Annotated in this window: 26 protein-coding genes; 11 read left to right on the top strand and 15 right to left on the bottom strand. The window is 70.9% G+C overall.

Going from position 1 to position 21,012, the window contains the following annotated elements; translation table 11 throughout:
- Positions 1-4 precede the first annotated feature (4 nt).
- The 4 genes from ASF52_RS00740 to tsaA are packed head-to-tail and all read left to right on the top strand — an operon-like array spanning position 5 to position 3,329.
- Positions 5-1,003, top strand: a complete 999-nt coding sequence (locus tag ASF52_RS00740; RefSeq protein ID WP_156629940.1) for an iron ABC transporter substrate-binding protein — start codon at positions 5-7, stop codon at positions 1,001-1,003.
- A gap of 11 nt (positions 1,004-1,014) precedes the next feature.
- Positions 1,015-2,052, top strand: a complete 1,038-nt coding sequence (locus ASF52_RS00735) for a FecCD family ABC transporter permease (RefSeq protein WP_082502979.1) — start codon at positions 1,015-1,017, stop codon at positions 2,050-2,052.
- Positions 2,053-2,054: 2 nt separating this feature from the next.
- Positions 2,055-2,825 (top strand): ABC transporter ATP-binding protein, encoded by a 771-nt coding sequence (locus ASF52_RS00730; protein ID WP_056166029.1) that lies wholly within the window; start codon positions 2,055-2,057, stop codon positions 2,823-2,825.
- Positions 2,826-2,843: 18 nt separating this feature from the next.
- On the top strand, positions 2,844-3,329 hold the full coding sequence (gene tsaA / locus ASF52_RS00725; RefSeq protein WP_056166026.1) for a tRNA (N6-threonylcarbamoyladenosine(37)-N6)-methyltransferase TrmO: 486 nt from the start codon (positions 2,844-2,846) through the stop codon (positions 3,327-3,329).
- A 22-nt stretch (positions 3,330-3,351) separates the two neighbouring features.
- Here tsaA and ASF52_RS00720 read toward each other — a convergent pair whose 3' ends face one another.
- Both ASF52_RS00720 and modA read right to left on the bottom strand, forming a co-directional pair.
- The gene (locus ASF52_RS00720) at positions 3,352-3,561 is read right to left on the bottom strand and encodes a TOBE domain-containing protein (RefSeq protein ID WP_056166023.1); all 210 of its coding nucleotides are present in this window, start codon (positions 3,559-3,561) and stop codon (positions 3,352-3,354) included.
- Positions 3,562-3,569: 8 nt separating this feature from the next.
- The gene (gene modA / locus ASF52_RS00715) at positions 3,570-4,355 is read right to left on the bottom strand and encodes a molybdate ABC transporter substrate-binding protein (RefSeq protein WP_056166020.1); all 786 of its coding nucleotides are present in this window, start codon (positions 4,353-4,355) and stop codon (positions 3,570-3,572) included.
- Between the two features lie 167 nt (positions 4,356-4,522).
- Here modA and ASF52_RS00710 point away from each other — a divergent pair, with 167 nt between their 5' ends.
- Positions 4,523-4,864, top strand: a complete 342-nt coding sequence (locus ASF52_RS00710; RefSeq protein ID WP_056166017.1) for a winged helix-turn-helix domain-containing protein — start codon at positions 4,523-4,525, stop codon at positions 4,862-4,864.
- 68 nt (positions 4,865-4,932) lie between these two features.
- Positions 4,933-5,703 carry an SDR family NAD(P)-dependent oxidoreductase gene (locus ASF52_RS00705; protein WP_056166014.1) on the top strand — a complete coding sequence of 257 codons (771 nt, stop codon included), beginning with the start codon at positions 4,933-4,935 and terminating at the stop codon, positions 5,701-5,703.
- An 80-nt stretch (positions 5,704-5,783) separates the two neighbouring features.
- On the opposite strand, the gene ASF52_RS00700 is transcribed toward ASF52_RS00705, so the two are convergent.
- From ASF52_RS00700 to ASF52_RS00690, 3 genes are all read right to left on the bottom strand, one after another.
- Positions 5,784-6,455: a haloacid dehalogenase type II gene (locus ASF52_RS00700; RefSeq protein WP_056166908.1), complete on the bottom strand. Its 672-nt coding sequence runs from the start codon at positions 6,453-6,455 to the stop codon at positions 5,784-5,786.
- Between the two features lie 33 nt (positions 6,456-6,488).
- A complete protein-coding gene (locus tag ASF52_RS00695) occupies positions 6,489-7,598 on the bottom strand; it encodes a catalase family protein (RefSeq protein ID WP_056166011.1) in 1,110 nt (369 codons plus the stop codon).
- Positions 7,599-7,886: 288 nt separating this feature from the next.
- On the bottom strand, positions 7,887-9,284 hold the full coding sequence (locus ASF52_RS00690) for a TAXI family TRAP transporter solute-binding subunit (RefSeq protein WP_156467443.1): 1,398 nt from the start codon (positions 9,282-9,284) through the stop codon (positions 7,887-7,889).
- Between the two features lie 144 nt (positions 9,285-9,428).
- Between ASF52_RS00690 and ASF52_RS00685 the strand changes: the two genes are divergently transcribed.
- Positions 9,429-9,782, top strand: a complete 354-nt coding sequence (locus ASF52_RS00685) for a hypothetical protein (protein WP_056166004.1) — start codon at positions 9,429-9,431, stop codon at positions 9,780-9,782.
- 108 nt (positions 9,783-9,890) lie between these two features.
- Entirely contained in the window at positions 9,891-10,340 is a 450-nt protein-coding gene (locus ASF52_RS00680) for a hypothetical protein (protein WP_056166001.1), read from the top strand.
- 34 nt (positions 10,341-10,374) lie between these two features.
- Here ASF52_RS00680 and ASF52_RS22895 read toward each other — a convergent pair whose 3' ends face one another.
- The 6 genes from ASF52_RS22895 to ASF52_RS00655 all read right to left on the bottom strand — a co-directional run bounded on the left by ASF52_RS22895 (position 10,375) and on the right by ASF52_RS00655 (position 14,463).
- Complete coding sequence (locus ASF52_RS22895) at positions 10,375-10,548, bottom strand: hypothetical protein (RefSeq protein ID WP_200918676.1); 174 nt, start codon at positions 10,546-10,548, stop codon at positions 10,375-10,377.
- 42 nt (positions 10,549-10,590) lie between these two features.
- The gene (dut, locus tag ASF52_RS00675) at positions 10,591-11,097 is read right to left on the bottom strand and encodes a dUTP diphosphatase (protein WP_056165998.1); all 507 of its coding nucleotides are present in this window, start codon (positions 11,095-11,097) and stop codon (positions 10,591-10,593) included.
- The gene (locus ASF52_RS00670; protein WP_056165995.1) at positions 11,094-11,981 is read right to left on the bottom strand and encodes an HpcH/HpaI aldolase/citrate lyase family protein; all 888 of its coding nucleotides are present in this window, start codon (positions 11,979-11,981) and stop codon (positions 11,094-11,096) included. The genes dut and ASF52_RS00670 overlap by 4 nt, the downstream gene beginning before the upstream one ends.
- Before the next feature lie 99 nt (positions 11,982-12,080).
- The gene (locus ASF52_RS00665; RefSeq protein ID WP_162241003.1) at positions 12,081-12,437 is read right to left on the bottom strand and encodes a phage holin family protein; all 357 of its coding nucleotides are present in this window, start codon (positions 12,435-12,437) and stop codon (positions 12,081-12,083) included.
- A 125-nt stretch (positions 12,438-12,562) separates the two neighbouring features.
- Complete coding sequence (locus ASF52_RS00660) at positions 12,563-14,194, bottom strand: DEAD/DEAH box helicase (RefSeq protein WP_056165987.1); 1,632 nt, start codon at positions 14,192-14,194, stop codon at positions 12,563-12,565.
- A 59-nt stretch (positions 14,195-14,253) separates the two neighbouring features.
- Positions 14,254-14,463 (bottom strand): hypothetical protein, encoded by a 210-nt coding sequence (locus ASF52_RS00655; RefSeq protein ID WP_056165982.1) that lies wholly within the window; start codon positions 14,461-14,463, stop codon positions 14,254-14,256.
- Between the two features lie 141 nt (positions 14,464-14,604).
- Here ASF52_RS00655 and ASF52_RS00650 point away from each other — a divergent pair, with 141 nt between their 5' ends.
- On the top strand, positions 14,605-14,925 hold the full coding sequence (locus tag ASF52_RS00650) for a hypothetical protein (protein ID WP_056165979.1): 321 nt from the start codon (positions 14,605-14,607) through the stop codon (positions 14,923-14,925).
- 7 nt (positions 14,926-14,932) lie between these two features.
- On the opposite strand, the gene ASF52_RS00645 is transcribed toward ASF52_RS00650, so the two are convergent.
- The 3 genes from ASF52_RS00645 to ASF52_RS00635 form a co-directional block, all read right to left on the bottom strand.
- Complete coding sequence (locus ASF52_RS00645) at positions 14,933-16,375, bottom strand: UdgX family uracil-DNA binding protein (RefSeq protein ID WP_056165976.1); 1,443 nt, start codon at positions 16,373-16,375, stop codon at positions 14,933-14,935.
- Positions 16,376-16,377: 2 nt separating this feature from the next.
- On the bottom strand, positions 16,378-17,592 hold the full coding sequence (locus ASF52_RS00640) for a putative DNA modification/repair radical SAM protein (RefSeq protein ID WP_056165973.1): 1,215 nt from the start codon (positions 17,590-17,592) through the stop codon (positions 16,378-16,380).
- A gap of 85 nt (positions 17,593-17,677) precedes the next feature.
- On the bottom strand, positions 17,678-18,208 hold the full coding sequence (locus tag ASF52_RS00635) for a regulatory protein RecX (RefSeq protein WP_056166905.1): 531 nt from the start codon (positions 18,206-18,208) through the stop codon (positions 17,678-17,680).
- 278 nt (positions 18,209-18,486) lie between these two features.
- Here ASF52_RS00635 and ASF52_RS00630 point away from each other — a divergent pair, with 278 nt between their 5' ends.
- Complete coding sequence (locus ASF52_RS00630) at positions 18,487-19,917, top strand: TAXI family TRAP transporter solute-binding subunit (protein WP_056165969.1); 1,431 nt, start codon at positions 18,487-18,489, stop codon at positions 19,915-19,917.
- Between the two features lie 66 nt (positions 19,918-19,983).
- On the opposite strand, the gene ASF52_RS00625 is transcribed toward ASF52_RS00630, so the two are convergent.
- The gene (locus ASF52_RS00625) at positions 19,984-20,253 is read right to left on the bottom strand and encodes a hypothetical protein (protein ID WP_056165967.1); all 270 of its coding nucleotides are present in this window, start codon (positions 20,251-20,253) and stop codon (positions 19,984-19,986) included.
- Positions 20,254-20,382: 129 nt separating this feature from the next.
- Between ASF52_RS00625 and ASF52_RS00620 the strand changes: the two genes are divergently transcribed.
- On the top strand, positions 20,383-20,928 hold the full coding sequence (locus tag ASF52_RS00620) for a PAS domain-containing protein (protein WP_056165964.1): 546 nt from the start codon (positions 20,383-20,385) through the stop codon (positions 20,926-20,928).
- The last annotated feature ends 84 nt before the right edge of the window (positions 20,929-21,012 follow it).

The raw sequence follows: 21,012 nt of genomic DNA, 5'->3' as shown, positions 1-21,012 counted from the left end.
CCTCATGGGCGGCCTCGCGGTTTTCCCCGCCTCGGCGCGCCCGTTCACCGACGCGGCGGGACGGGTCGTCGAGATTCCCGAACGGGTGGCCCGCATCCTCGCCGCCGGCCCGCCGGCCTCGGTGATGCTCTACAGCCTCGCGCCGGGCCGGATGGTCGGCTGGGTGCGCGCGCCGACCCCGGCGGAGCGTCCGTTCCTGGCACCCGAGACGCGGGATCTGCCCGCCACCGGGCGCCTCACCGGGCGCGGCGGCACCGCCAACGTCGAGGCCGTGCTGGCGTTGAAGCCCGATCTCATCGTCGATGTCGGCAGCACGGGGCCGACCTACGCTTCCCTCGCTGACCGGGTGCAGGCGCAGACCGGCATTCCCTACGTGATCCTCGACGGCACCTTCGCGAAGACCGCCGCGACCTATCGGCAACTCGGCGACCTCATCGGCGACCCGTCCGCGGCCGAAGGTCTGGCCGCCTCTGCCGACGCGACCCTGAAGGCGGTGGCCGACACGGTCGCCACGCTTCCCGAAGCCCGGCGCCCCCGCGTCTACTACGCGCGCGGTCCCAGGGGCCTCGAGACGGCGCCGGCCGGAGCCCTCAACGCCGAACTGCTCGACGTCGTCGGCGCCCGCAACGTCGCCGTGGCGACGGGACAGACCGGCCTCGCCACCGTCTCGCCGGAGCAGGTCCTGGCCTGGAACCCGGACGTGATCGTGACCCAGGACCCGGCCTTCCGAAAGGCCATCGCCACCGATCCGCTCTGGGCCGGGGTGAAGGCCGTGCGCGAGCGTCGCGTCCTTCAGGCGCCGACCCTGCCCTTCGGCTGGTTCGACGCGCCGCCCGGGGCCAATCGCCTCATCGGCGTACGCTGGCTCGCGGGCGCGCTCTATCCCGACCTGTTCCCGGAGCCCCTGACCGAGGTCACGCGCGACTTCTATCGGCGGTTCTATCATGTCGACCTCACGCCCGCGCAGGTCGATGCCCTCCTCGACGGCGCCGCGGCGCCGTGACGGCGGAGGCCATGGCCCTGCGGGGGGCGCGACGACGGCGGGCCCTCGTCCTCGCCGGATGGGCACTGCCGGTCCTCGCCCTATCCGCCCTCGCCATCGTGGCGCTCGGGCTCGGCCGCTACGCCGTTCCGCCGGGCGACGTGTTCGCCGTGCTCGCCGCCAAGCTGTTCGGCTGGCCGTCCGGCGCCGACGCGACCGTCGAGACGGTGGTGCTGCGGGTGCGCCTGCCGCGTGTCGCCGCCGCCCTGGTGGTCGGAGCGGCCCTCGCGGCGGCCGGGGCGACCTACCAGGGTCTGTTCCGCAATCCCCTGGTGTCGCCCGACATCCTCGGGGTCTCGGCCGGCGCCAGCCTCGGGGCGGTGCTCGGCATCTTCCTGTCGCTCCCCGTGGCGGCGATCCAGGGTCTCGCCTTCGCGGGCGGCCTCGGCGCCGTGGCCTGCGTCTATGCCGTCGGCGCCGCGGTGCGCCGGCACGATCCGGTGCTGACCCTGGTGCTCGCCGGCGTCGCCATCGGGGCGGTGCTGGGGGCGGCGATCTCCCTCATCAAGGTCCTGGCCGACCCCTACAACCAGCTGCCGGCCATCACCTACTGGCTGCTCGGCAGCCTCGCGTCGGTGACGCTCGGCGATGTCGGCGCCATCCTGCCGGCCATCGTCCTCGGCCTCGTGCCCCTGGTGCTCCTACGCTGGCGCATGAACCTGATGAGTCTCGGCGAGGAGGAGGCCCGGGCGCTGGGCGTCGAGACCCGGGCCCTGCGCCCGCTCCTCATCATGGCCGCGACCCTGGTGACGGCGGCGGCGGTCTCGGTGACGGGGGTCATCGGCTGGATCGGGCTCCTCGTGCCCCACGTCGCCCGTCTCCTGGTGGGGCCGGATTTCCGGCGCCTGCTGCCGGCCTCCCTGATGCTCGGCGCCGGGTATCTGCTCGCCGTCGACATCGTCGCCCGCACCCTCGCCTCCGTGGAAGTGCCCCTCGGAATCCTCACGGCGCTCATCGGTGCGCCGTTCTTCCTCTGGCTCCTCGCCAGCGGCCGGCGGGGCTGGGCCTGACGATGTTCGGCGTCGAGAATCTCGCGTTCGGCTACGGAGCCCGGAGGATCGGGTCCGGCGTGACCTTCACCCTCGCGGCCGGCGAGGTGTTGTGCCTGCTCGGCCCCAACGGCGGCGGCAAGACCACCCTGTTCAAGACCCTCCTGGGGCTGCTGCCGAAGCAGGCCGGGCGAATCCTGCTCGACGGCGCCGACGTGGCGGGCTGGTCGCGGGCCCGGCTCGCCCGCAGCCTCGGCTACGTGCCCCAGGCGCACGGCGCGCTGTTCCCGTTCTCGGTCCGCGACGTCGTCCTCATGGGGCGCGCCAGCCGGCTCGGCCCCTTCGCCGGCCCGGGCCGGGTCGACCGCGAGCACGCCGAACGGGCGCTGGCGACGCTGGGCGTCACGCATCTTGCCGACCGCATCTACACGGAGATCAGCGGCGGCGAGCGCCAGATGGTACTCATCGCCCGGGCGCTCGCCGGGGAGCCCCGCCTCCTCGTCATGGACGAGCCCACCGCGAGCCTCGATTTCGGCAATCAGACCCGCGTCCTCGATCAGGTCCGGCGGCTCGCACGCGGCGGGATCTCCGTGATCCTGTCGACCCACGACCCCGACCACGCCTTCCTCTGCGCCGACCGCGTCGCGCTCCTGCACGAAGGGCGCCTCGCCGCCCTCGGGGGCCCGGCCGAGACGATCACGCCCGCGAGCCTGGAGCGCCTCTACGGCGTCGCCGTCGCGGTGGTGCCGCTGCCCGGATACGGCCGCTCCGTCTGCTCCCCGATCCTGTCCTGATTGCGAGAGGCCTTGCCGATGGTGCGCCTGAACGAGATCCGCCCCAACGAAATCGCCGTGGCCCCGCCCGCCGCCACCGATGCGGGCCTCGTCTATATCGGGCGGATCTCCACGCCCTGGACCGACCGCCTCGCCTGCCCGCGTCAGGGGCGGGCCGACGGCCCCCTGTGCCGGATCGAGGTGTTCGAGCCCTGGGTCGCCGCCCTCGACGGGCTGTCGGCCTACGCGCGGATCGAGGTGCTGTACTGGCTCGACGCCTCGCGGCGGGACCTCGTCCGCCAGTGCCCGGCGAGCGACGGGATCGCGCGCGGTACCTTCTCCCTGCGCTCGCCGGTGCGCCCCAACCCCATCGGGACGTCCATCGCGCGGCTCGTCTCCGTCGAGGGGCCGGTGCTGACCGTGCGCGGTCTCGACTGCCTCGATGGCACACCGCTCCTCGACCTCAAGCCGGATCGCAGCCTGTTCACCCCCGTCGCCCCGCCGCAGCCGGGCGACTTCGAGTAGGGGCCGCGCCCCGGACGCTCGCTCAGTCGACGGCGATCATCACGTCCGACGCCTTGACCACGGCGTAGGCCTGGGCTCCGACCGTGAGGCCCAGGGAGTCCACGGCCTCGTTGGTGATCGAGGATGTGATGATCGTGCCGTCGGCGACCTCGATCTTCACGTGGGCGGTGGTGGCGCCCTTCTCGACGGAAACGACTTTGCCCTTGAGGGTGTTGCGCGCGCTGATCTTCATCGTTGGTCTCATTGGCGGGGTGGAGTGGGGCCGAGGATCTGGAAGCCCTGGGCCTCGAAATAGGGCCGGGCCGCCGCACTTCGGAGGAAGGTGAGGAAGCGGGCCGCGCCGTCCCCCTTTGCCTCGGCGGTGACGGCGAACGGATACACGACCGGCGGGTGCGAGTCCGCCGGAAACACACCCACCACCTTCACGCCGGGATCGGACCTCGCATCGCTTTCGTAGACGACGCCCAACGGAGCCTCGCCGCGCGAGACGAGCAGGAGGGCGGCGCGCACGTTGTCGGCCTGAGCCAGACGCGGCCGCAGGGCGCTCCAGAGGCCGAGCGTCTCGAAGGCCGCCTTGGCGTACTTGCCGATGGGTACGGAGGTCACCTCGCCCGTGGCGAGCCGCCCGTCGGGGCCCAGCGCCGCGTCGAAGCCCGCCGGGGTGAACGGCACGGCGGTGATCGTCGCGTCCTTCGGCGCGATGACCACGATGCGGTTGCCGAGCAGATTCACCCGGGTTCCGGGGCGCACGAGCGACTTCTTCTCGAGGTAGTCCATCCATTCGAGGTCGGCCGAGGCGAAGAGGTCCGCGGGCGCACCCTGCTCGATCTGCCGGGCCAGGGCCGACGACGCGGCGTAGCTCGTCTTCAGGGCGACGCCGTTCTCCGCCGTGAACGCCTTGCCGGCCGCGTCGAGGGCGTTCTTCAGGCTCGCGGCCGCGAAGATCGTTGCGGTCTCGGCGGCCCGCGCGGCGGGGGCCGCCACGATCAGGCCGGCGAAGACGAGGGCACGGAGGGTGGCGCGCATGCGGGTTCTGTCCTGAGGAATGCTCAAACGTTCGAGCCGCCGAGCGTGTCGTGTGTGGCCACCTTCGATATATACAGCGGAACATAGCGAAGGCGACAGGCTCTCGTCCCGGGGCTCCCTGTCCGAGTGGATCGGACGAAGGATGCGCCTGAACGAGAAAGACCACGATGGCGCGCCTGAGCATCCGCATCGATCTCGGAGACGGTCACCGCATCGGGCCCGGCAAGGTCCAGCTCCTCGAGGCGATCGCGGAGCACGGGTCGATCTCGGCGGCGGGCCGGGCGCTGGGCATGTCGTATCGACGGGCGTGGGTGCTGGTGGAGGCCATGAACCACGGCTTCGGGCGGCCCGTCGTCGCGACACGGGCGGGCGGCAGGGCGGGCGGCGGCGCGCATCTCTCCGACCTCGGGGCCCATGTGGTCGCGCGCTACCGGGCCGTCGAGGACGCGGCGGAGGCGGCAGCGCGGCCGTTCCTCGACGGCTTCGCGAGTCCGGAGGATGGCGCCTGACTCTCCGTCGCAGGAACCGACATTCGGAAGCGCCGATTGATCCCGCATCAGCGAAACACGGGATCATCATGAAGCTGCAAGGCAAGCGTGCCCTCATCACCGGGGCCGATTCGGGCATCGGCCAAGCGACGGCGGAGTTGTTCGCCCGCGAAGGCGCGGACGTCGCCATCACGTACAACACGGATGCGGAGGGCGCGCGGGAGACCGCCCGTTGCGTAGAGGCGCAGGGGCGGCGCTGCCTCGTCATTCAGGACGATGTCGGCAACGCGGCCTCCGTCGAGGCGACCTTCGCGCAGGTGGCACGCGAACTCGGTGTCCTCGACATCCTCGTCAACAATGCCGGTCAGGCCATGAGCGGCATGCCCGTGGCGGAGATGGAGGAAGCGAAGCTGGAGCAGATCCTGCGGGTCAACCTGATGGGGCCGGTCTTCTGCGCCAAGGCTTTTATCGCGGTGCGCCGCGCCCAGGGCGGACGGGGCAAGATCGTGACCGTCTCGTCCGTGGCCCAGCACCTGCCGACGCCGGGGAGCGCGCCCTACGGCATGTCGAAGGCCGGCATCGGCTCCTTCTGCCGCAGCCTGTCGCGGGAGCTCGCCGAGGACAAGATCAACGTCAACAACGTCGCGCCCGGCCTGATCGAGACCCCGATGACGAGCGACCGGTTCGAGGATCCGAAGAAGCTGGAGGCATCCCTGGAGCGGATTCCGTGGCACCGCGCCGGCCAACCCGACGAGATCGCAAAGGCTGTCCTCTATCTGGCGTCCCACGACTCCGACTACGTCACGGGTCACACCCTCGTGGTCGATGGCGGACTGACCATGCAGTGGGGCGGCGCCTGATCGCTCCATGACGGGAAACCGGCCCGCCGGGACCGGCTTCCCCCGACACGGCGGTATGAAGGCCACCGTGTCGCGTGGGTCTACCGCGCGGCGAGCTGTCGGGCGACGTCCAGCAGCGTCTCGCCGGTCACGTCCGGTGCCTGCAGCACCGGCGAGAACGGACGCCCACGCGCGACGTATCCGCCGACGAGCCCGACGGCCTTCGCACCGTGGATGTCCCAGGGATGGGTCGCCACCAGGGCCATCTCACCCGGGGCGACACCGGCCTCCCGGACGGCATAGCGGTATACTTCCGGGCGGGGCTTCGCGAGACCGACCGCCTCGACGGACAGGACCCGTTCGACGAGCCCGGCCAGGCCCGCCGCATCGAGGAGCCCCTGGGTGGTCTCGGCGGCCCCGTTGCTGAGGGCGACGATACGCAGGCCGGCCCCGGCGAGCACTTCGAACGCCGCCCGTGCGTCGTCGTGCGGCGGCAGGGTCTTCATCAGGCCGAGCACCGCCTTCTTCTGCTCCGCCGACGCCGTCACGCCCTGCATGGCGAGCAGTTCGTCGAGGCAGCCGGCCATGACGGACCGGAAGGGTGCGAAGGCCCCCGTCACACCCAAGGCGAACGTATCCCGCAAGGCGGCGGTGTAGAGGAAGTCGAGGGCGAGGGCGGGAAGCCCGAGTCCCGTCAGCGCGGTCCGCATCGGCGCCATGCTGAACACCGTGCCGATGATGTCGAACGCGACGACCTTTACGCGGGGCGGCAAGCCGGCTCCGGCTGGCTGAGCGTCGGCCATGGGTCAGACCACCCCGTCCCGGACTTGTCCGATCGGCCCTTGTCCGGTCGGTTCGTGGATGGGGCATCCGTTGAAACGCTGGCGGAAATCGGCCGAGTGCCGGTAGGGCGCGTTGCGCGCGCGGTTGATGTTGCCCAGCGGCCGATGCGCGGCGAGTCCGGTCCAGACGCCGAAGCGCATGCCTTCGTCGACCGCCGCGACACGGCCCGCGTCCCAGCTGTCCTGCGGGCGGACCGTGATGGTCGCGACGGTGTGGAACGGCGCCTCTTCCTCGTTCCAAACCACGGTCGGGTCCTCGACGGGCTGGCGTTCCAAGTCGCGGCAGAGTTGAACGCGGAACGCCCACACGGCCTCGATACCCCGCATCTCGGATCGGACGGTCTCGCGGATCGCGTCGGGGCGGCCGGAGGCATCGATCTCCCGGCCGGTCAGGGCCCGGAGCGCCGGGGCCATGGGGGCGAGGGAGAACTTGGCGATGTGGTCGCCGTACCGGAACGGCGTGACGCTGTAATAGGTCTCGCCCAGGGGATCGACGTTCGGCGCCCCGCCCAGCGACCCGAGGGTCGTGCTCTCCACGCCCACCGCCTGCAGCGCCTTGTTGACGCCGCGCAGCACCGTCGAGGCCGCGACCTTCAGGGATTCCGCCCGGTCCGTCGTCTTGGCCAGCAGCTTGAGGCTGCCATGGAACGCCTCGGCGGTCTTGGCCTGGAAGCTCGGGGCGTTGACCATGATGAAGTCCTGGCTCGTCCCCTCGGCCCCTTCCAGACGCGCGCCGGGGGCATCCAGCACCTTGAGGGCGAGGCCGCGCGGCAGCGAGACGGCGTCGGGCAGGAGATCGCCGGCATTCGTGGACAGGCGCAGGTAGACCCGGTGCTCGCCCGGCACCGCGAACAGGCCCTGCGCCAGTTCCGGGGGCAACCCGGCCGCGATGGTCATCGTCCCCTCCAAGATGCCGTGCGCCTTGGCATGCACGGACCGCACGGCGTGCCCGTAATCCTCGGCGGTCCGCTCCAGAATCGTATCGAAGGTCCGGCACAGCCCCTCGATCGTCTGCCCCTCATCGGGTTTCACGTCCTCGACATCGGCGCTGTAACGGACGGGGCTGTCGGGCATGCGAAGGTCTCCGGATGGTCTCTGCGCACAACCGGCTCAGTCGAGACCCGTTCCAGACTGGGTGGGTGGCGCGCGTTCACGATGGTGCCAGATGGAATCCCGCGCGATTTCTGAGACCGGACCGTGATCTTTCTCGTGAAAGTCCAAGTATTCGGAGCGCCTTCAGTATCTCTTACAAAACGCCCGTTGCGCCGTCGTGCTCGGAGTGCGAACCGACGATGAACGCGAGTTCTGTGAGGCACTCCAAGCCGGCGGCGCGCGGCGAGGGATGCCGGATCGCCGCCGCGATCAGGCGATTTCGGGGGCGGACAGGGCAGTGGCGGGCGGCTCCGATGCGTCCGGTCGTCCGGACCGGCCGTCGCCCCTGAGGGTCGTGCGCCGCACCGTCGAGCGGGCGGCGTCGATGGCGATGGCGGCGGCGCTCATGGTGCGGGCCTCCGTCGGGCGCTCGAGGGCGTGCCGGGCGATTTCCCCGGCGAGATCGTCGATCTCGGCCGCGAGGGCATCGAGGCCGGCGCGGTCGGTGGTCTCCCGCGCCTCGGCCCGGATGGCCAGGAGCCGGTCGGTGGCCTCCTCGACGCGCTCGCGGCGCACCCGCGACAGGCGCTGGCGGATCCAGGCCAGGGCCGAGCCGAAGCCGCCGCCCAGGAAGGCGACGAGGTAAATCCAGGTCTCGTAGCGCTCGATGAAGCCCTGCTGCTCGCGCTCGAAGAAATCGATGGCGCCGGGATGGATCGGCAGGCGGGCGCTGGTGGCGGCGGCCGTGGTCTCGTAGCTCGGCGCCAGCATGTAATCGGCCGCCGCCGTGGCGTTGGACAGGCCGCTGCGCAACTCGAACAGGTGCTGGGTCACGTCCGCCGCCACCGTGCGCGACAGGCCGGCCCGGGCCATGAGGCGGTAGGACGCCCCGATGGTGCGGACATCGTCGGCGGGCACCTTCGGGGCGCCGCCGAACAGCCCCGCCGGGATCGTCACCGCCTGGAGCCGGGGCATGCGCTCGATGATGGCGGTGCCGTCGGCGACATCGACGAAGGCGACCTTGCGGGTGCGGCTCGCGGCCTGGACGATTCCGACGATGCGCAAGGCCGTCGGTGCCGCCGGGGCGATGACGGAGACGACGGCGTCGATCCGTTTCTTCGCGAAGGCCTGGGCCAGGTCCGCCTCGTCGAGCTGCACCAGGGCGACGTGGCGGGCGGGCACCGGGCCGTCCGGGGCGCCGTCGAGGAGGGTGAGGCCGTAATGCTCCACCAGGGCCTTGATCAGGGTGTGGTCGGCGTCGCGGTGGGCCAGGATGGCGAGGCGCTTGCGGTCGAGGTCGTCGAAGGCCGTGATGCCGGAGGGCTCGGGCGAGGCGATGATCATCGCCTGATCGCGCAGGATCGCCAGGGTGAGGCCGTTCTCCGGCAAGGCGACGTCGGGGCGCACCACGGCCAGATCCGCCTTCCCCGTCTGCAGGGCGGCGGCGGAGTCGCGCACGTCGTCGAAGGGGACGACCTTCAGGCGGATCTCCTTGCGGCTCACCTTCAGGGCGTCCGCATAGGCCCGGATCAGCGCGGGTTCGGTGCCGTCGCTCGGCGCCACGGCCACCGTCAGCGTGGTGGCGCGCGACAGGTAGAAGGCGCCCGCCGCCGCGAGCACGAGGAGCACCGTGAGGGCGAGGAAGACCAGCTCGCGCCGGATGGGCATCGCTGGCAGGTGCATCCTCGGGTCCGGCTCCCATGAAGCTTCGCGGCTCGGGTATCGCAGCACCGCAACGTATCGCGCGGCGTGACGGTTGCGGGGCCGGGGCTTCCCTTGTCAAGGATCGGTCGGATCGGCGATATCGGGCCCATGCGAATCCCCGCGCGACTCGTCCTCGGTCTGGCCCTTGGCCCGCCCCTCGTCCTGCCCCTCGGCACGGTTCTGGCCGCGCCCGACGTGGCGGCCCTGGAGCGGGCATGGACGACCTGCGTGCGCGACTCCTTCGCCGAGCAGCCTGCGCTCCAGGGCAAGGCCGGCGCACAGCGCAACGCCCTCGATGCCTGCAAGGAGCGGGAGGACGCCTACGTCGCCGCCCTCATGGCCGAGCGCGCGGGCGGGGACGGCAATCGGACCATCGTGGCACGGGCACGGGAATGGGCGTCCTCCATGGCCGCCTATGTGGTCGATCCGGTTTCCTCCTGGATCGCCATGCTGCGGCGCTGAGCGCCTCTGTTTGGGCGAGGGCCGCCGCGCGGGTTCAATCGAAGCCCGGCCCGCGATAGGGTCAGCTCCCGCCGCCCCGCCTCCCGGGGGGCTCGACCGGAGACCCGAATGCCCGGCATCGCCGCCCGTCGCACCCAGCGCCTCGTCCTCGCTGCCGCCCTCCTCGCCGCACCGGCGGCCTTCGGCCAGGGCGCCGACAATCCCGATTCCGTGAAGCCCCAGGTGAGCGTCGCCGCCGGCAAGCCGGTGCAGATCGCGGTGCTCAATCCGTTGAAGCGCGATTGCAGCCTGGGCGCCGCGCCGACCCTGCGGGTGCCGGGCCTGCCCAAGCACGGCCGGGTCATCGCCACCACGGCCAGCATCGCCACGGGCAAGAAAAACCGCTGCCCGGACCAGAAGGTGTCCGGGCAGGTCGTGGTCTACCAGGCCAACGCCCAGTTCACCGGGTTCGACGAGGTCCAGATCGAAGTCGAGACCACGGAGGGGGAAGTCCGCCGGGCGACGATCCGCATCGAAGTCACGCAGGCGGGCCTGCCCGCGGGCCAACAGCGGCTGTGAGGGAGCCCGGGGGCTCGCCGCCGAGTCGCGCGCGTCAGGCCTCCGACTCGATCCGGTCGACGTTCTGCTCCGCTTCGTCGGCGGTATAGCCTTCGAGCCAGTCGGCGCTGTTCTGCGAACCGGCCGGGTACGGGTTGGCGTCGTCCGACAGGCCGGCACGCTTGGCGGCCAATCCCTCTTCCATCACCGTCTGCGATACGAATGCCATGAGGGTCCCTCGCTCGATGCTTGTTCGAGGGGTGAACACCGCTCAGGGCGTTTGGGTCCGTCCGACCCCCACGCCCGTCGAACCGAAGCCGCCCGCGCCGCGCCCGGACCCGGTCTCCACCGGGCCGGACACGAGGGTGAAGGCCGGGCGGACGATGCGGGTGAAGACGAGTTGGGCGATGCGGTCGCCGGGAGCGATGGTCAGGGCCGGGCCCGGTGCCGGGTTGCGGTTCCAGGCCGAGATCATCAGCGGGCCTGTGTAATCGGCGTCGATCACCCCGACGCCGTTGCCGAGCACGAGCCCGTCGCGGTGGCCGAGACCGGAGCGCGGATAGATCAGCGCGCACCAGGACGGGTCGCGGATCGCCACGGCGAACCCCGCCGGGATCAGCACGGCCGGCCCCTGCGGCTCCAGGGTCAAGGGCGCGTCGAGGCAGGCATGCAGGTCGAGGCCGGCGGCCCCGGCGGATCCCCAATGGGGAAACCCCCAGCCGGTCAGGCGCGGGTCGAGCAGACGCAGATCGACGGCGAGTTCGGGCGCGGGCGTCACGCCGCCCGCGCCGCGATGGCCTCCGCCATGGCGACGACCCGCGCCGCCTCGACGGCGTGCAGGCGCTCGATCATCCGCCCCTCGAACGCCACCACGCCGCGCCGGGCATTCGCCGGATCGGCGAAGACCGCCATGATGGCGCGGGCCTCGGTCACGGCCGCATCCGTCGGCCCGAACACCGCGTTGGCGGGCGCGATCTGGTCGGGATGGATCAGCATCTTGCCGTCGAAGCCGCAATCGCGGCCCTGCTCGCACTCGGCCAGAAAGCCGTCGGCGTCGCGGAACGCGTTGTAGATCCCGTCGATGACGTCGATCTCGTAGGCGCGGGCGGCGGCGATCACGGTCATCAGCCACGGCAGCAGGGCCGGACGCCCCGGCACGCCGAGGCGGACACGGCTCGCCTTGGCGAGGTCGTTGGGGCCGACGATGAGGCAGGCGAGCCGGGTGTCGACGTCGCGGGCGGAACTGGCGATCTCGCCGATGTGCAGGAGTGCCATGGGGCTCTCGATCATCGCCCACACGCGGGTACGCTCGGGCGCCCCGAGGCGGCGCAGGCGGGAGCCGACGGCCACGAGGGCATCGGAGTGGGTGACCTTCGGCACCAGGATCGCGTCGGGGCCGGCGGGCGCGATGGCGGCGAGATCCGCCTCGCCCCAGGGGGTGTCGAGGGGATTGATCCGGACCACCACTTCGCGCCGGCCGAAACGCCCCGACCCGACCGCCTCGGCGACGGCCTGACGGGACGCCTCCTTCGCCTCGGGCGCCACCGCGTCCTCGAGGTCGATCATCACCACGTCCGTGGGAAGCCGGGCCGCCTTCTCGAGGGCTCGCGCATTCGAACCCGGCATGGACAGGACGCTGCGGCGGGGGCGAATCTCGGTCATGGCGGTCAACCCTGTCGCTCGAATCCGTGCATCGGCCGGGAGCGGTACCGCCCCCGGCGCCGTGATTCAAGGCGAGCGCTCACGTACCCAGCGCGCGTGTCAGCCGCGCGGGCGCGTCGCCATGCGGGCGTCGCGGGCGACCTGCCGTTCGAACCGGCGCGGCGCGAGGTTGTCGCGGGACATGCGCCTGATTCCCAGCACGGTCAGGACGACGGTGGCGAGGGCGAAGGGCCCCCCGACGACGAGGGCCCCGGTGACCTCCGAGCCGAGCAGGGCGCCGGCCGCCTTCACCAGGAAGACGACGAAGAGCATCAGGGCGGCGAGCACGAGGAGCGACGCCATGCCGAACGTGGCGATGAGGCCCAGGATCGCCCGGATGTTGCCGTCGGTCTCCCGGCGCAGGAGCTCGAACTCGCCGCCGACGAGGTCGGCCGCATGGCGCACACTGTCGCTCAACAGGGCGCCGACACCTTTCGCCGACGGATCTCGCATAGTGGTCCTCGCTGAGACTCCCCGGGGAGCCGAACGGTGCAACCGTGGCGGGGCCATGCGTGTTCCGCGAAATCGCCGACCCCGGGCAATCAGGCGCCGGCTCCGTCGAGGCGCCGCGTATCGACGAAGGTGCGCCCATCGGCGAAGCGGTAGCTCACGCTCTCGGACAGGCGGCCGTTGGTGCGAATGAGAATCGCGGCGGGGCGGGTGAGGTCGTCGGCCCGGTCGAGGGCTTCGGAGACGCTCATGGGGACATCGCGGCCGCCGCCGAACTGGCGCCACCACTGCACCGCCTTCTCGCGGGGATAGCCGGTCTGTTCGAGGCCGATCCGGACCCGGTGGGTCAGCCCGTCCTCCGTGCGGAACACCACGTCGAGGCTGCCCGACGCGATGTGGCGGGCAAGCTGCCAGCCCCGGATGCCGCGCCACACCGGCACGGCCCGCGATAGGATCGGGTGCTCGTCCTCGGCCGCCGCCTCATGGCTCGGCCCGTCGTCGGCCTCGTCCTCCGGCTCGACCCAGCATCCCTCGCAGGTGCTGGCGTTGAGGGGGATCAGCGCGCCGCAGCCCGGACAGGCTTTCGCCCGCACCTCCCCTTCGCGGCCCTTGATCAGCGCGGCGCTGCGGGCGGTGACGATGTCGACGGGGCCGTGCATCCGCACCAGCCCGGCATAGTCGAGGATCAAGGCATCGGTCTTGCCCGGCGTGGTGCGCAGCGCCCGGCCGACCTGCTGGACGTAGAGCCCGGTGCTCTGGGTCGGGCGCAGGAGGGCGATGAGGTCGACGCGCGGCACGTTGAACCCCGTCGCGAGCACGCCGACGGAGGTCAGGCAGCGCACGCGGCCCGCGCGGAAGTCGCGCACGATCCGGTCGCGCTCGCGCTTGGCCGTCTCGCCCGTCACCATCTCGCAGGAGACCCCTTGCGCCCGCACGGCGTCGCGCACGGCCTCGGCATGGGCCACACCGGCGCAGAAGGCGAGCCAGGCCTTCCTGTCCCGGCCGTAGCCGGCCATCTCCTCCACGGCCGCGCGGGTGATCCAGTCCTGGTTCACCGCCGCCTCCAGGGCGCTCGGGATGTAGTCGCCGCCACGCTTGCCCACGCCGGAGACATCGAGCGCTGTGGCGGTGGCCTTGCAGATCAGGGGCGACAGGTAACCCTGGTGGATGAGGTCGCCGACATTGGCCTCGTAGACGATGCGCTCGAACAAGCGGCCGGCGCCCTCGTCGAGGCGGCCGCTGTCGAGGCGGTAGGGCGTGGCGGTGAGGCCGACGACGCGCAGATCGGGCCGGGCGGCCCGCAGGGCGGCGAGGAAGCGGCCGTAGCGGGTCTCGGCGGCGCGCGGAATCAGGTGGGCCTCGTCCACCACCACGAGGTCGAAGACGCCGATGGAATCGGTCTGGTTCCAGACCGATTGGATGCCGCAGAACAGGATCTGCGTCGCCGTCTCGCGCCGGCCGAGCCCCGCCGAGTAGATCCCGGCCGGGGCCTCGGGCCAGTACGCGAGGAGTTCGCGGTGGTTCTGAGCGATGAGCTCGCGGGTGTGGGTGACGACGGCGATCCGCGCGCCGGCCTCGCGGGCAATCGTTTCCCGCACCAGGGCCGCGATAACGAAGGCCTTGCCGGCGCCCGTGGGCAGGACGATCAGGCCGTCGCCGGTCTCGGTGCGCCAGGACGCGTAGAGGGCGTCGAGGCTGGCGCGCTGGTAGGGTCTGAGCTCCATCGCCGGGTCTCTACGGCGGTTCGCACGGATGCGGAACACCGGGCGGGCGCAAGGGCCGGCTAATCGGTGCCGCGCACCACCCGGGTGATGCGCTCGACCATGCCCTGCGACAGGCGCACGAACTGCCCGGTGCCGTGGCCGCGCCCGTCCAGCAGCTCGGCGAAGACGGGTTTGGCCGGCTCGCAGGTGAGCGCTTCCACCGGCCGGGTGTTGCGGCGCTTGGCCCGCAGGCGCTCGGCCAGCGCGTCGGGAACGAAGGGATCGCGCAAGCGGGCATCTCCTGTCAGGGCCGTCCTGGGGGGTCGACGCGGGCCTAAGCGCCCCGGGTTGCGGAGGCCTTAAGGCGGCGAAACGGAACTCCCCCTCGCGCCGCCGTGTTTGGCTCAAACCCAAGCGGAGATGGAGATTTCATGTCGGACAGCGTGCTCGCCTCGGTTGCCTTTCCTTCCCTGAACCAGGCTCGTTCGGCGCGCGACCGTCTCGCGCGGGCAGGGTTCGCCCGCAACAGCATCGACATCATCCGCCACGACGACGACTTCTCCGTCGCCATCAACACGCGGCCCGAGAACAAGGCTCGGGCGGAGCGCATCCTCACGGGTTCGCCGCTCGCCGACGACCTGCGCCGCGCCGGCGATTCCGTGGCGACGGCGGTCAACGGCAACCGTGGTCTCGCCCTCGGCCTCGCGGCGCTCGCGGGGTTCGCGTTGTTCGGATTGACGCGACGGCGTTGAAGAACCGTCAGGCCGCCAGCCGCGTCGCGAGTTCGCCGACGCGGCGCAGATCCTGGACGAAGGCCGCATAGGCCTCGTCCTTCGCCCCGTCCGGCAGGCGCAACAGGTAGGACGGGTGGACGGTGATGAACCCGGCGTAGCCCTTGCCGAATTCCGCCGGGCCCCGCGCCCGGGTGACGGGGATCGCCCGACCGGCGAGCGCCAGGACGGCGGTGGCGCCGAGGGCGACGACGAGGCGGGGCGCGACGAAGTCGAGCTCGCGTTCCAGCCACCAGCGGTAGTGGCTGACCTCGCCGGCGGTGGGGTTCTGGTGGATGCGCCGCTTTCCACGCTCCTCGAACTTGAAGTGCTTGACCGCATTGGTGAGGTAGGCGTCCCCACGCACGAGGCCGGCTTCCGCCATGGCCTTCGACAGGAGCTGGCCCGCGGGTCCCACGAAGGGGCGCCCCTGTCGGTCCTCGTGATCGCCGGGCTGCTCGCCCACGAAGGCGATGGCCGCGCCCACCCGTCCTTCGCCCAGAACCGCTTGGGTCGCCCCCGGCACCAGGGGCTCGGAGCGCCGGATGATGGCGTTCAGGGCGTCGAGGGATTCCGGAGCCTGATCCGCCATGGCTGCCACCGCCCGGACGGGATCGCGCTTGATCGCCTTCTGGGGCGCGCGCTCGATCATCGAATCCGTGCGCGACGCCGCCGCTCGGACGAGGCCCGGAATCGCGGCGGTCTCCGGCATGTTGCGCCAGTACTTCTTCGGCATCTCCGCCCGCATGGCGGCCAGGTTGGTGCGGGCGGGATTGAAGGTGCTCTCATAGTAATCGCGCCAGCCCGCTTCGAATCCGTCGCGTGTCGGCGCGTCTTCCCGCCGTCCCGGTGGGCCGAAGGTGAGCGCGGAGGTGTCCCACAGGGCAGACCCCTCGGGGGTGAGAATCGTCCAGTGCAGACTGCGGAAGCGGCCGACGAAGAACGGGGCTGCGGCCTGCAGGATATGGTGATCGGGCTCGAACCAGGCGACGAAGCGCTCCGGCCCCTCACCCTCCACAAGGCGGAAGCGCAGGAAGGCGTGCATCTTGTGCAGGTCGCGGGCGATGGCCTTGGCCATGCGCTCCAGGCGATGAACCAGGGGGTCGCTCGACACTTCGAGCAGGCGGCGCTCGCCGTGGAGGACACGCCAGACGAGGGTGTAGAGCAGGGCGTACCGCTCGGGGTCGCGATGCGGCACCACCCGGGTTACGAGGTCGGCGACCCCGCGCGGCAGGGCCAGCGGCGGCGTCTCGCCCGATTCGTCCGTTGCCCCGAACAGGCCGGGCGCCTCCCCGACGGACCAGACCACGCGTTCGGGTGGGACATCGCCGGCGACGAGGCGCCGGACGGCATTGCGGAATCCCGTGACATCCGCGCCGGCCGCGAGGGACACCGCCCGTGGGCCGGCTCCGAACAGGTCGCCCGGATCCATCGTCAGAACAGGCTCAACTGCTTCGGCGGTTCCGCGAGCCGCGCGCGCAGGTCGAGGCGATCGGTGAGCCCACCGCTTGGGCGATAATCCTCCGTGATGAGGAACGGCCGGGCGCGCTTGAGGCCGGAGGTGAGGCGGGCGACGTCCTCCAGGCGCAGGCGCGTGTGGCGCCGCGCCCGAATGATCTTGTCCACGGCGCGCGCCCCGAGACCCGGCACCCGCAAGAGCCATTCCCGATCGGCCCGGTTCACGTCGAGGGGGAAGTGCGCGCGGTGCTTGAGGGCCCAGGCGAGTTTCGGGTCGACGTCGAGGGCGAACATGCCGTCCTCGGTGGCATCGGCGACGTCGTCGGGGGTGAAGCCGTAATACCGCAGCAGCCAATCGCCCTGGTAGAGCCTGTGCTCGCGCTGGAGCGGGGGCGACTTCAACGGCAGGATGGTCGAGCCATCCGGAATCGGGCTGAAGGCCGAGTAATAGACCCGCTTCAGGTTGAACGACCCGTACAGATGCGCGCTCTTGCGCATCAGCGCCTCGTCGGTGGTGGCGTCGGCGCCGACGATGACCTGTGTCGATTGTCCGGCCGGCGAGAACCGGCGCTTTTCGGCCTTCGCCTCGACGATCCGTTCGCCGATCTGCTGGATGGCGTTTTGGATGACCAGACCGTTCTTCTCCGGCGCCAGCCGCTCCAGGCTCACCTCGGTCGGGAGTTCGACGTTGATGGAAAGCCGGTCGGCGTAGAGGCCCGCTTCCTCGATCAGCCAGGGACTCGCTTCCGGGATCGATTTCAGGTGGATGTAGCCGCGAAAGCCGTGGTCGCGCCGGAGCGATTTCGCCACCCTGGTCAGCAATTCCATGGTGTGGTCGGGCGACTTGATGATGCCGGACGAGAGGAACAGGCCCTCGATGTAGTTGCGCTTGTAGAACTCCACCGTGAGGGTCACGACCTCCTCGACGGTGAATTTCGCCCGGGCGACGTTGGACGAGCGCCGGTTGACGCAATAGGCGCAGTCGAACAGGCAGTAGTTCGTCAGCAGGATTTTCAGGAGCGAGATGCAGCGCCCGTCCGGCGTGTAGGCGTGGCAGATGCCCGCCCCCGTGGTCGAACCGAGTTCACCCTTGCCGGCCGTGCGCTTGGGCGCCCCGGAAGAGGAGCACGAGGCGTCGTACTTGGCGGCATCGGCGAGGATGCGCAGCTTCTTCGCGAGGGCTTCGTCCATGGAAGAGAGATGCGCTCCGTTCGCGGTTCGTTCAATTTTTTCTTCGACGAAACACGATCGTGTGCGCTGCCGGATCGTCGCAGCCTCAGGAATCCACGTCCGGCTCCAGCTCCGCCTCGACGATGCGGCGAGCGAGTCCGTAGGGGAAGCCCGCCCGGGCCATGGCGGCGAGATCGCGGTCGCGGTGGGCCTCGCGGGTGCCGGGCCGGCGCCAGGGTCCGAACCGCCGGCGCTTGGCATAGGCGTTGGCGGCGGCCTCCTCGGTGTCGGTCCCCTCGGCTTCGGCCTCGTCGCGCTCCGCCGCCATGGCCTCGTCGACGAGGCCGCGCGGCACCCCCTTGGCGGCGAGCTTGGCCGAGAGGGCTCGGGCCGAAGTGCCGCGTCGGCGCAGGGCCGCCATCCGGCCGGCGGTGAAGCGAGCATCGTCGACGAGGCCGGCGCTGACGGCCCGGGCGACCACGGCGTCGATGGTCTCGGCGTGGACGGAGGGGTCCTCGTCGCGCAGACGGCAGCGCTTGTCCACCCGCCGCTGGAGGGTCCGCCGCAGCATCGCCACCGAGGCGCTGTAGCGCTCGAGGTAATGTAGGGCGGCCCGTTCCAGATAGGCCGCGCTCACGGGCCGGGTCGGCTTGACGACCGCCGGCGTGTCCCGGCTCGACCTGTCGAAAGGCGACGCTCCTTTCATGGAAGGCTTGTCATGGAAGGCTTGCTCTCAAAAAGGGCCTGCTCTCAAAAAAGGCTCGCTTCCCAGGGAAGGGTTTGCCCCTCCCCGGCTTGGGATTTGCAACGTTTGAGGCATTCATCGGTTCTTTACGCTTCGGACAGGTTTCCGGTTCAGACTCCCAATAAGGATCCGACCCGGATCGCAAGGATGGTCGAGGGCTCGAGCATGCTATGCCGGCATTCCTCCTGAGACGCGAATGGCTCCTCGTCGTGCTGGCCCTCGGCCTCGCGGCCCTGGCCGGAGCGGTGGTGTACCTGTCGCGTCCGACGACGCTCACCGTGGCCGTCGGTCCGCGTGACGGTGCCGAGGCGAACCTGCTCCAGACCTACGCCCGTGCGCTGGCCCGTGGCCACGAGGATGTCCGCCTCAAGGTCATCCCCTATGACGACGTGCGCGATTCCGCCGAAGCCCTCCAGCGCAGCGAGGCCGACCTCGCAGTGGTGCGCCCGGACGTACTGCTGCCCGAGAATGGCCTGACCCTGGCGATCCTGCACGACGAGGCGCTGCTCATCGTCGCCCCCGCGGCGGCGGCCATCGAGAGCTTTCCCGATTTGTCGCGCAAGCGCCTCGGCATCGTCGAACGGCATCAGGCCGACGTGCCGTTCGTGACCAATCTGCTCGGCTTCTACGACTTCACCGCGGAGCCGATCGGCGACGCCGGACCGGACAGGGTCATGGGCCCCGCCCGCGTCGCCCTGGTGCCGTTGAAGCCGGCGGACGTGACGAGCGCCCTGCAGGAGGGTCGCGTCGACGCCGTCGCGGTGATCGCCGCCCCGGCGTCGAAGGCCGCCATCTCCACCGTACGGGCGGTCGAGGCGGCCGCGGCGGACAAGCAGGTGACGTTCGTCTCGGTGCCCGACGGCGAGGCCATCATCCAACGGATGCCCGAACTGCAATCCGTGACGATCCCGGCCGGCACCTTCGGCGGGCGTCCGAAGCGCCCGGAGGAGGACGTGAAGACCGTCGGGGCGTCCTACCGGCTGATGGCCCGGGGCAGCGTCAGCCGCATCACCGTCGCCTCCGTCACCCAGCACCTGTTCGAGTGGCGCTCGAAGCTCGCCCCGCAAGCTCCCATCGCCAAGCTGATGAAGGCCCCGGATTTCGATTCGAGCGTCGCCGCCACCAGCGCGCGCCTGCCCAACCATCCGGGCGCGGTGGACTATTTCGAGCGCGAGCAGCAGACCCTGTTCGAGCGCTACGAGGATTACATCTACCTCCTCGCCTTCTTCGGCGGCACCATCGGCTCGGGTATCGCCTGGCTCGGTCAGCGCCTCGCCCGTGAGCAGCGCGAGCGCATCGATGTGGTCCTGGATCGGCTTCTCGATCTCCTGCGCGAGGTGCGGTCGGCGCGCACGCGGGAAGACCTCGACGGTCTCGTTCTCGAGACCGACAGCCTGGTGGCCGACGTGGTCCAGCACGCCCGGGCCCGCAACATCGACACCCGGACGATCAGCGCCCTGATCCTCGCCATCGACGCCGTCCATGCCGCGGTCAACGATGCGCGACGGACCCTGGAAGGGCGCGAGCCGGACGCCGCGCGGACGGCGGCCCGCACCCGCACGGCCCGCCTGCTGGCGCTCAACACCCCGGCGGCCGAGTAGGCACAGCCTCAACGTCTGCGGCCGAGCGTTTTCGAAGGATGACGCGGCAGCGCCGCACGGACGGCCCTACGGCTCTTCGCTTTCCGCCAGATCTTCGCCTTCCGCCAGATCTTCGCCTTCCGCTAGGGCGCGCAGGAGGGCGAGGGCCCGGCGGCGGCGCTCCGGCGTTTCGATCTGAAACCACAGCCGCAAGCATTCGTTCGCCTCCGCGGCACTGCTCTGTGCCGTGGTATCCGCGTAGAAATACTCCGTCGGGACGTTGAGTGCGTCGGCGATCTGCCCGACGCGCGCACGAATTCTCTCGTCCCGATCCGCCCGGCGCTGTTTCTCGACCATAAGTCGCACCATGGAACCATTGCGATGGACGACGCCATCTATCAAAAGACATAACCGCGCGGGCCGCAGGCCCGCGATCGCATACGCGATACATCCGCGATGATGCTGAATTGAGGCAGGAGCCGCTCAGTGATCTTCGCGATCGATCCGGTTGGCGCATTGAGCCATGTCAGCCCGGAATGGACCAAACTCACGGGCCAGCCCATCGCCGCCGCCCTGAACGAGGGCTGGCTGTCGTGCCTCCACGACCATGACCGTCCGATCGTCAGGCGGGTCCTGGTGCAGGCGGTCGAGACGGCGTCCGAGTTCTGCATCCAGTTCCGCCTGCGCTCCACGGATGGTGGCGCACGCTGGATCGGCGCCGGCGGTGTTCCCTCGTTCGGCCCGCCGGGCCGCACGTTTCTGGGCTACCTCGGGTCGATGACCGAATTGTCGTTGGACGGGGCGGAGACACCGGCGGCGTTCGGCAACATCGGCCGTTTCGTGCCCCCGCCGCCGCACCCGATGACCACGGCGAGCGACCACCTCGAAACCATCGCCGACCATCTCCTCATCGCCAACGCGCTCATCGAGAACGACGGCGCGAAGGCGGCCCTCCCGGGCCTGCGCGAGGCCCTGTACGAGGTGGGGCGGGCCCTGGCCAAGAAGGTCGAGGCGGAACGCAGGCCCAACTGATCCGTCGCGGGCGCGGACGAACGGGAAATCCGACCGGCCATCGGGTTCGCTCCGAAAACCGGCGCCCCCTTCAGGACCGATACC

Source organism: Methylobacterium sp. Leaf112 (assembly GCF_001423295.1).
Taxonomy (GTDB): domain Bacteria; phylum Pseudomonadota; class Alphaproteobacteria; order Rhizobiales; family Beijerinckiaceae; genus Methylobacterium.
This window is presented reverse-complemented; position numbering and strand designations above follow the sequence as displayed.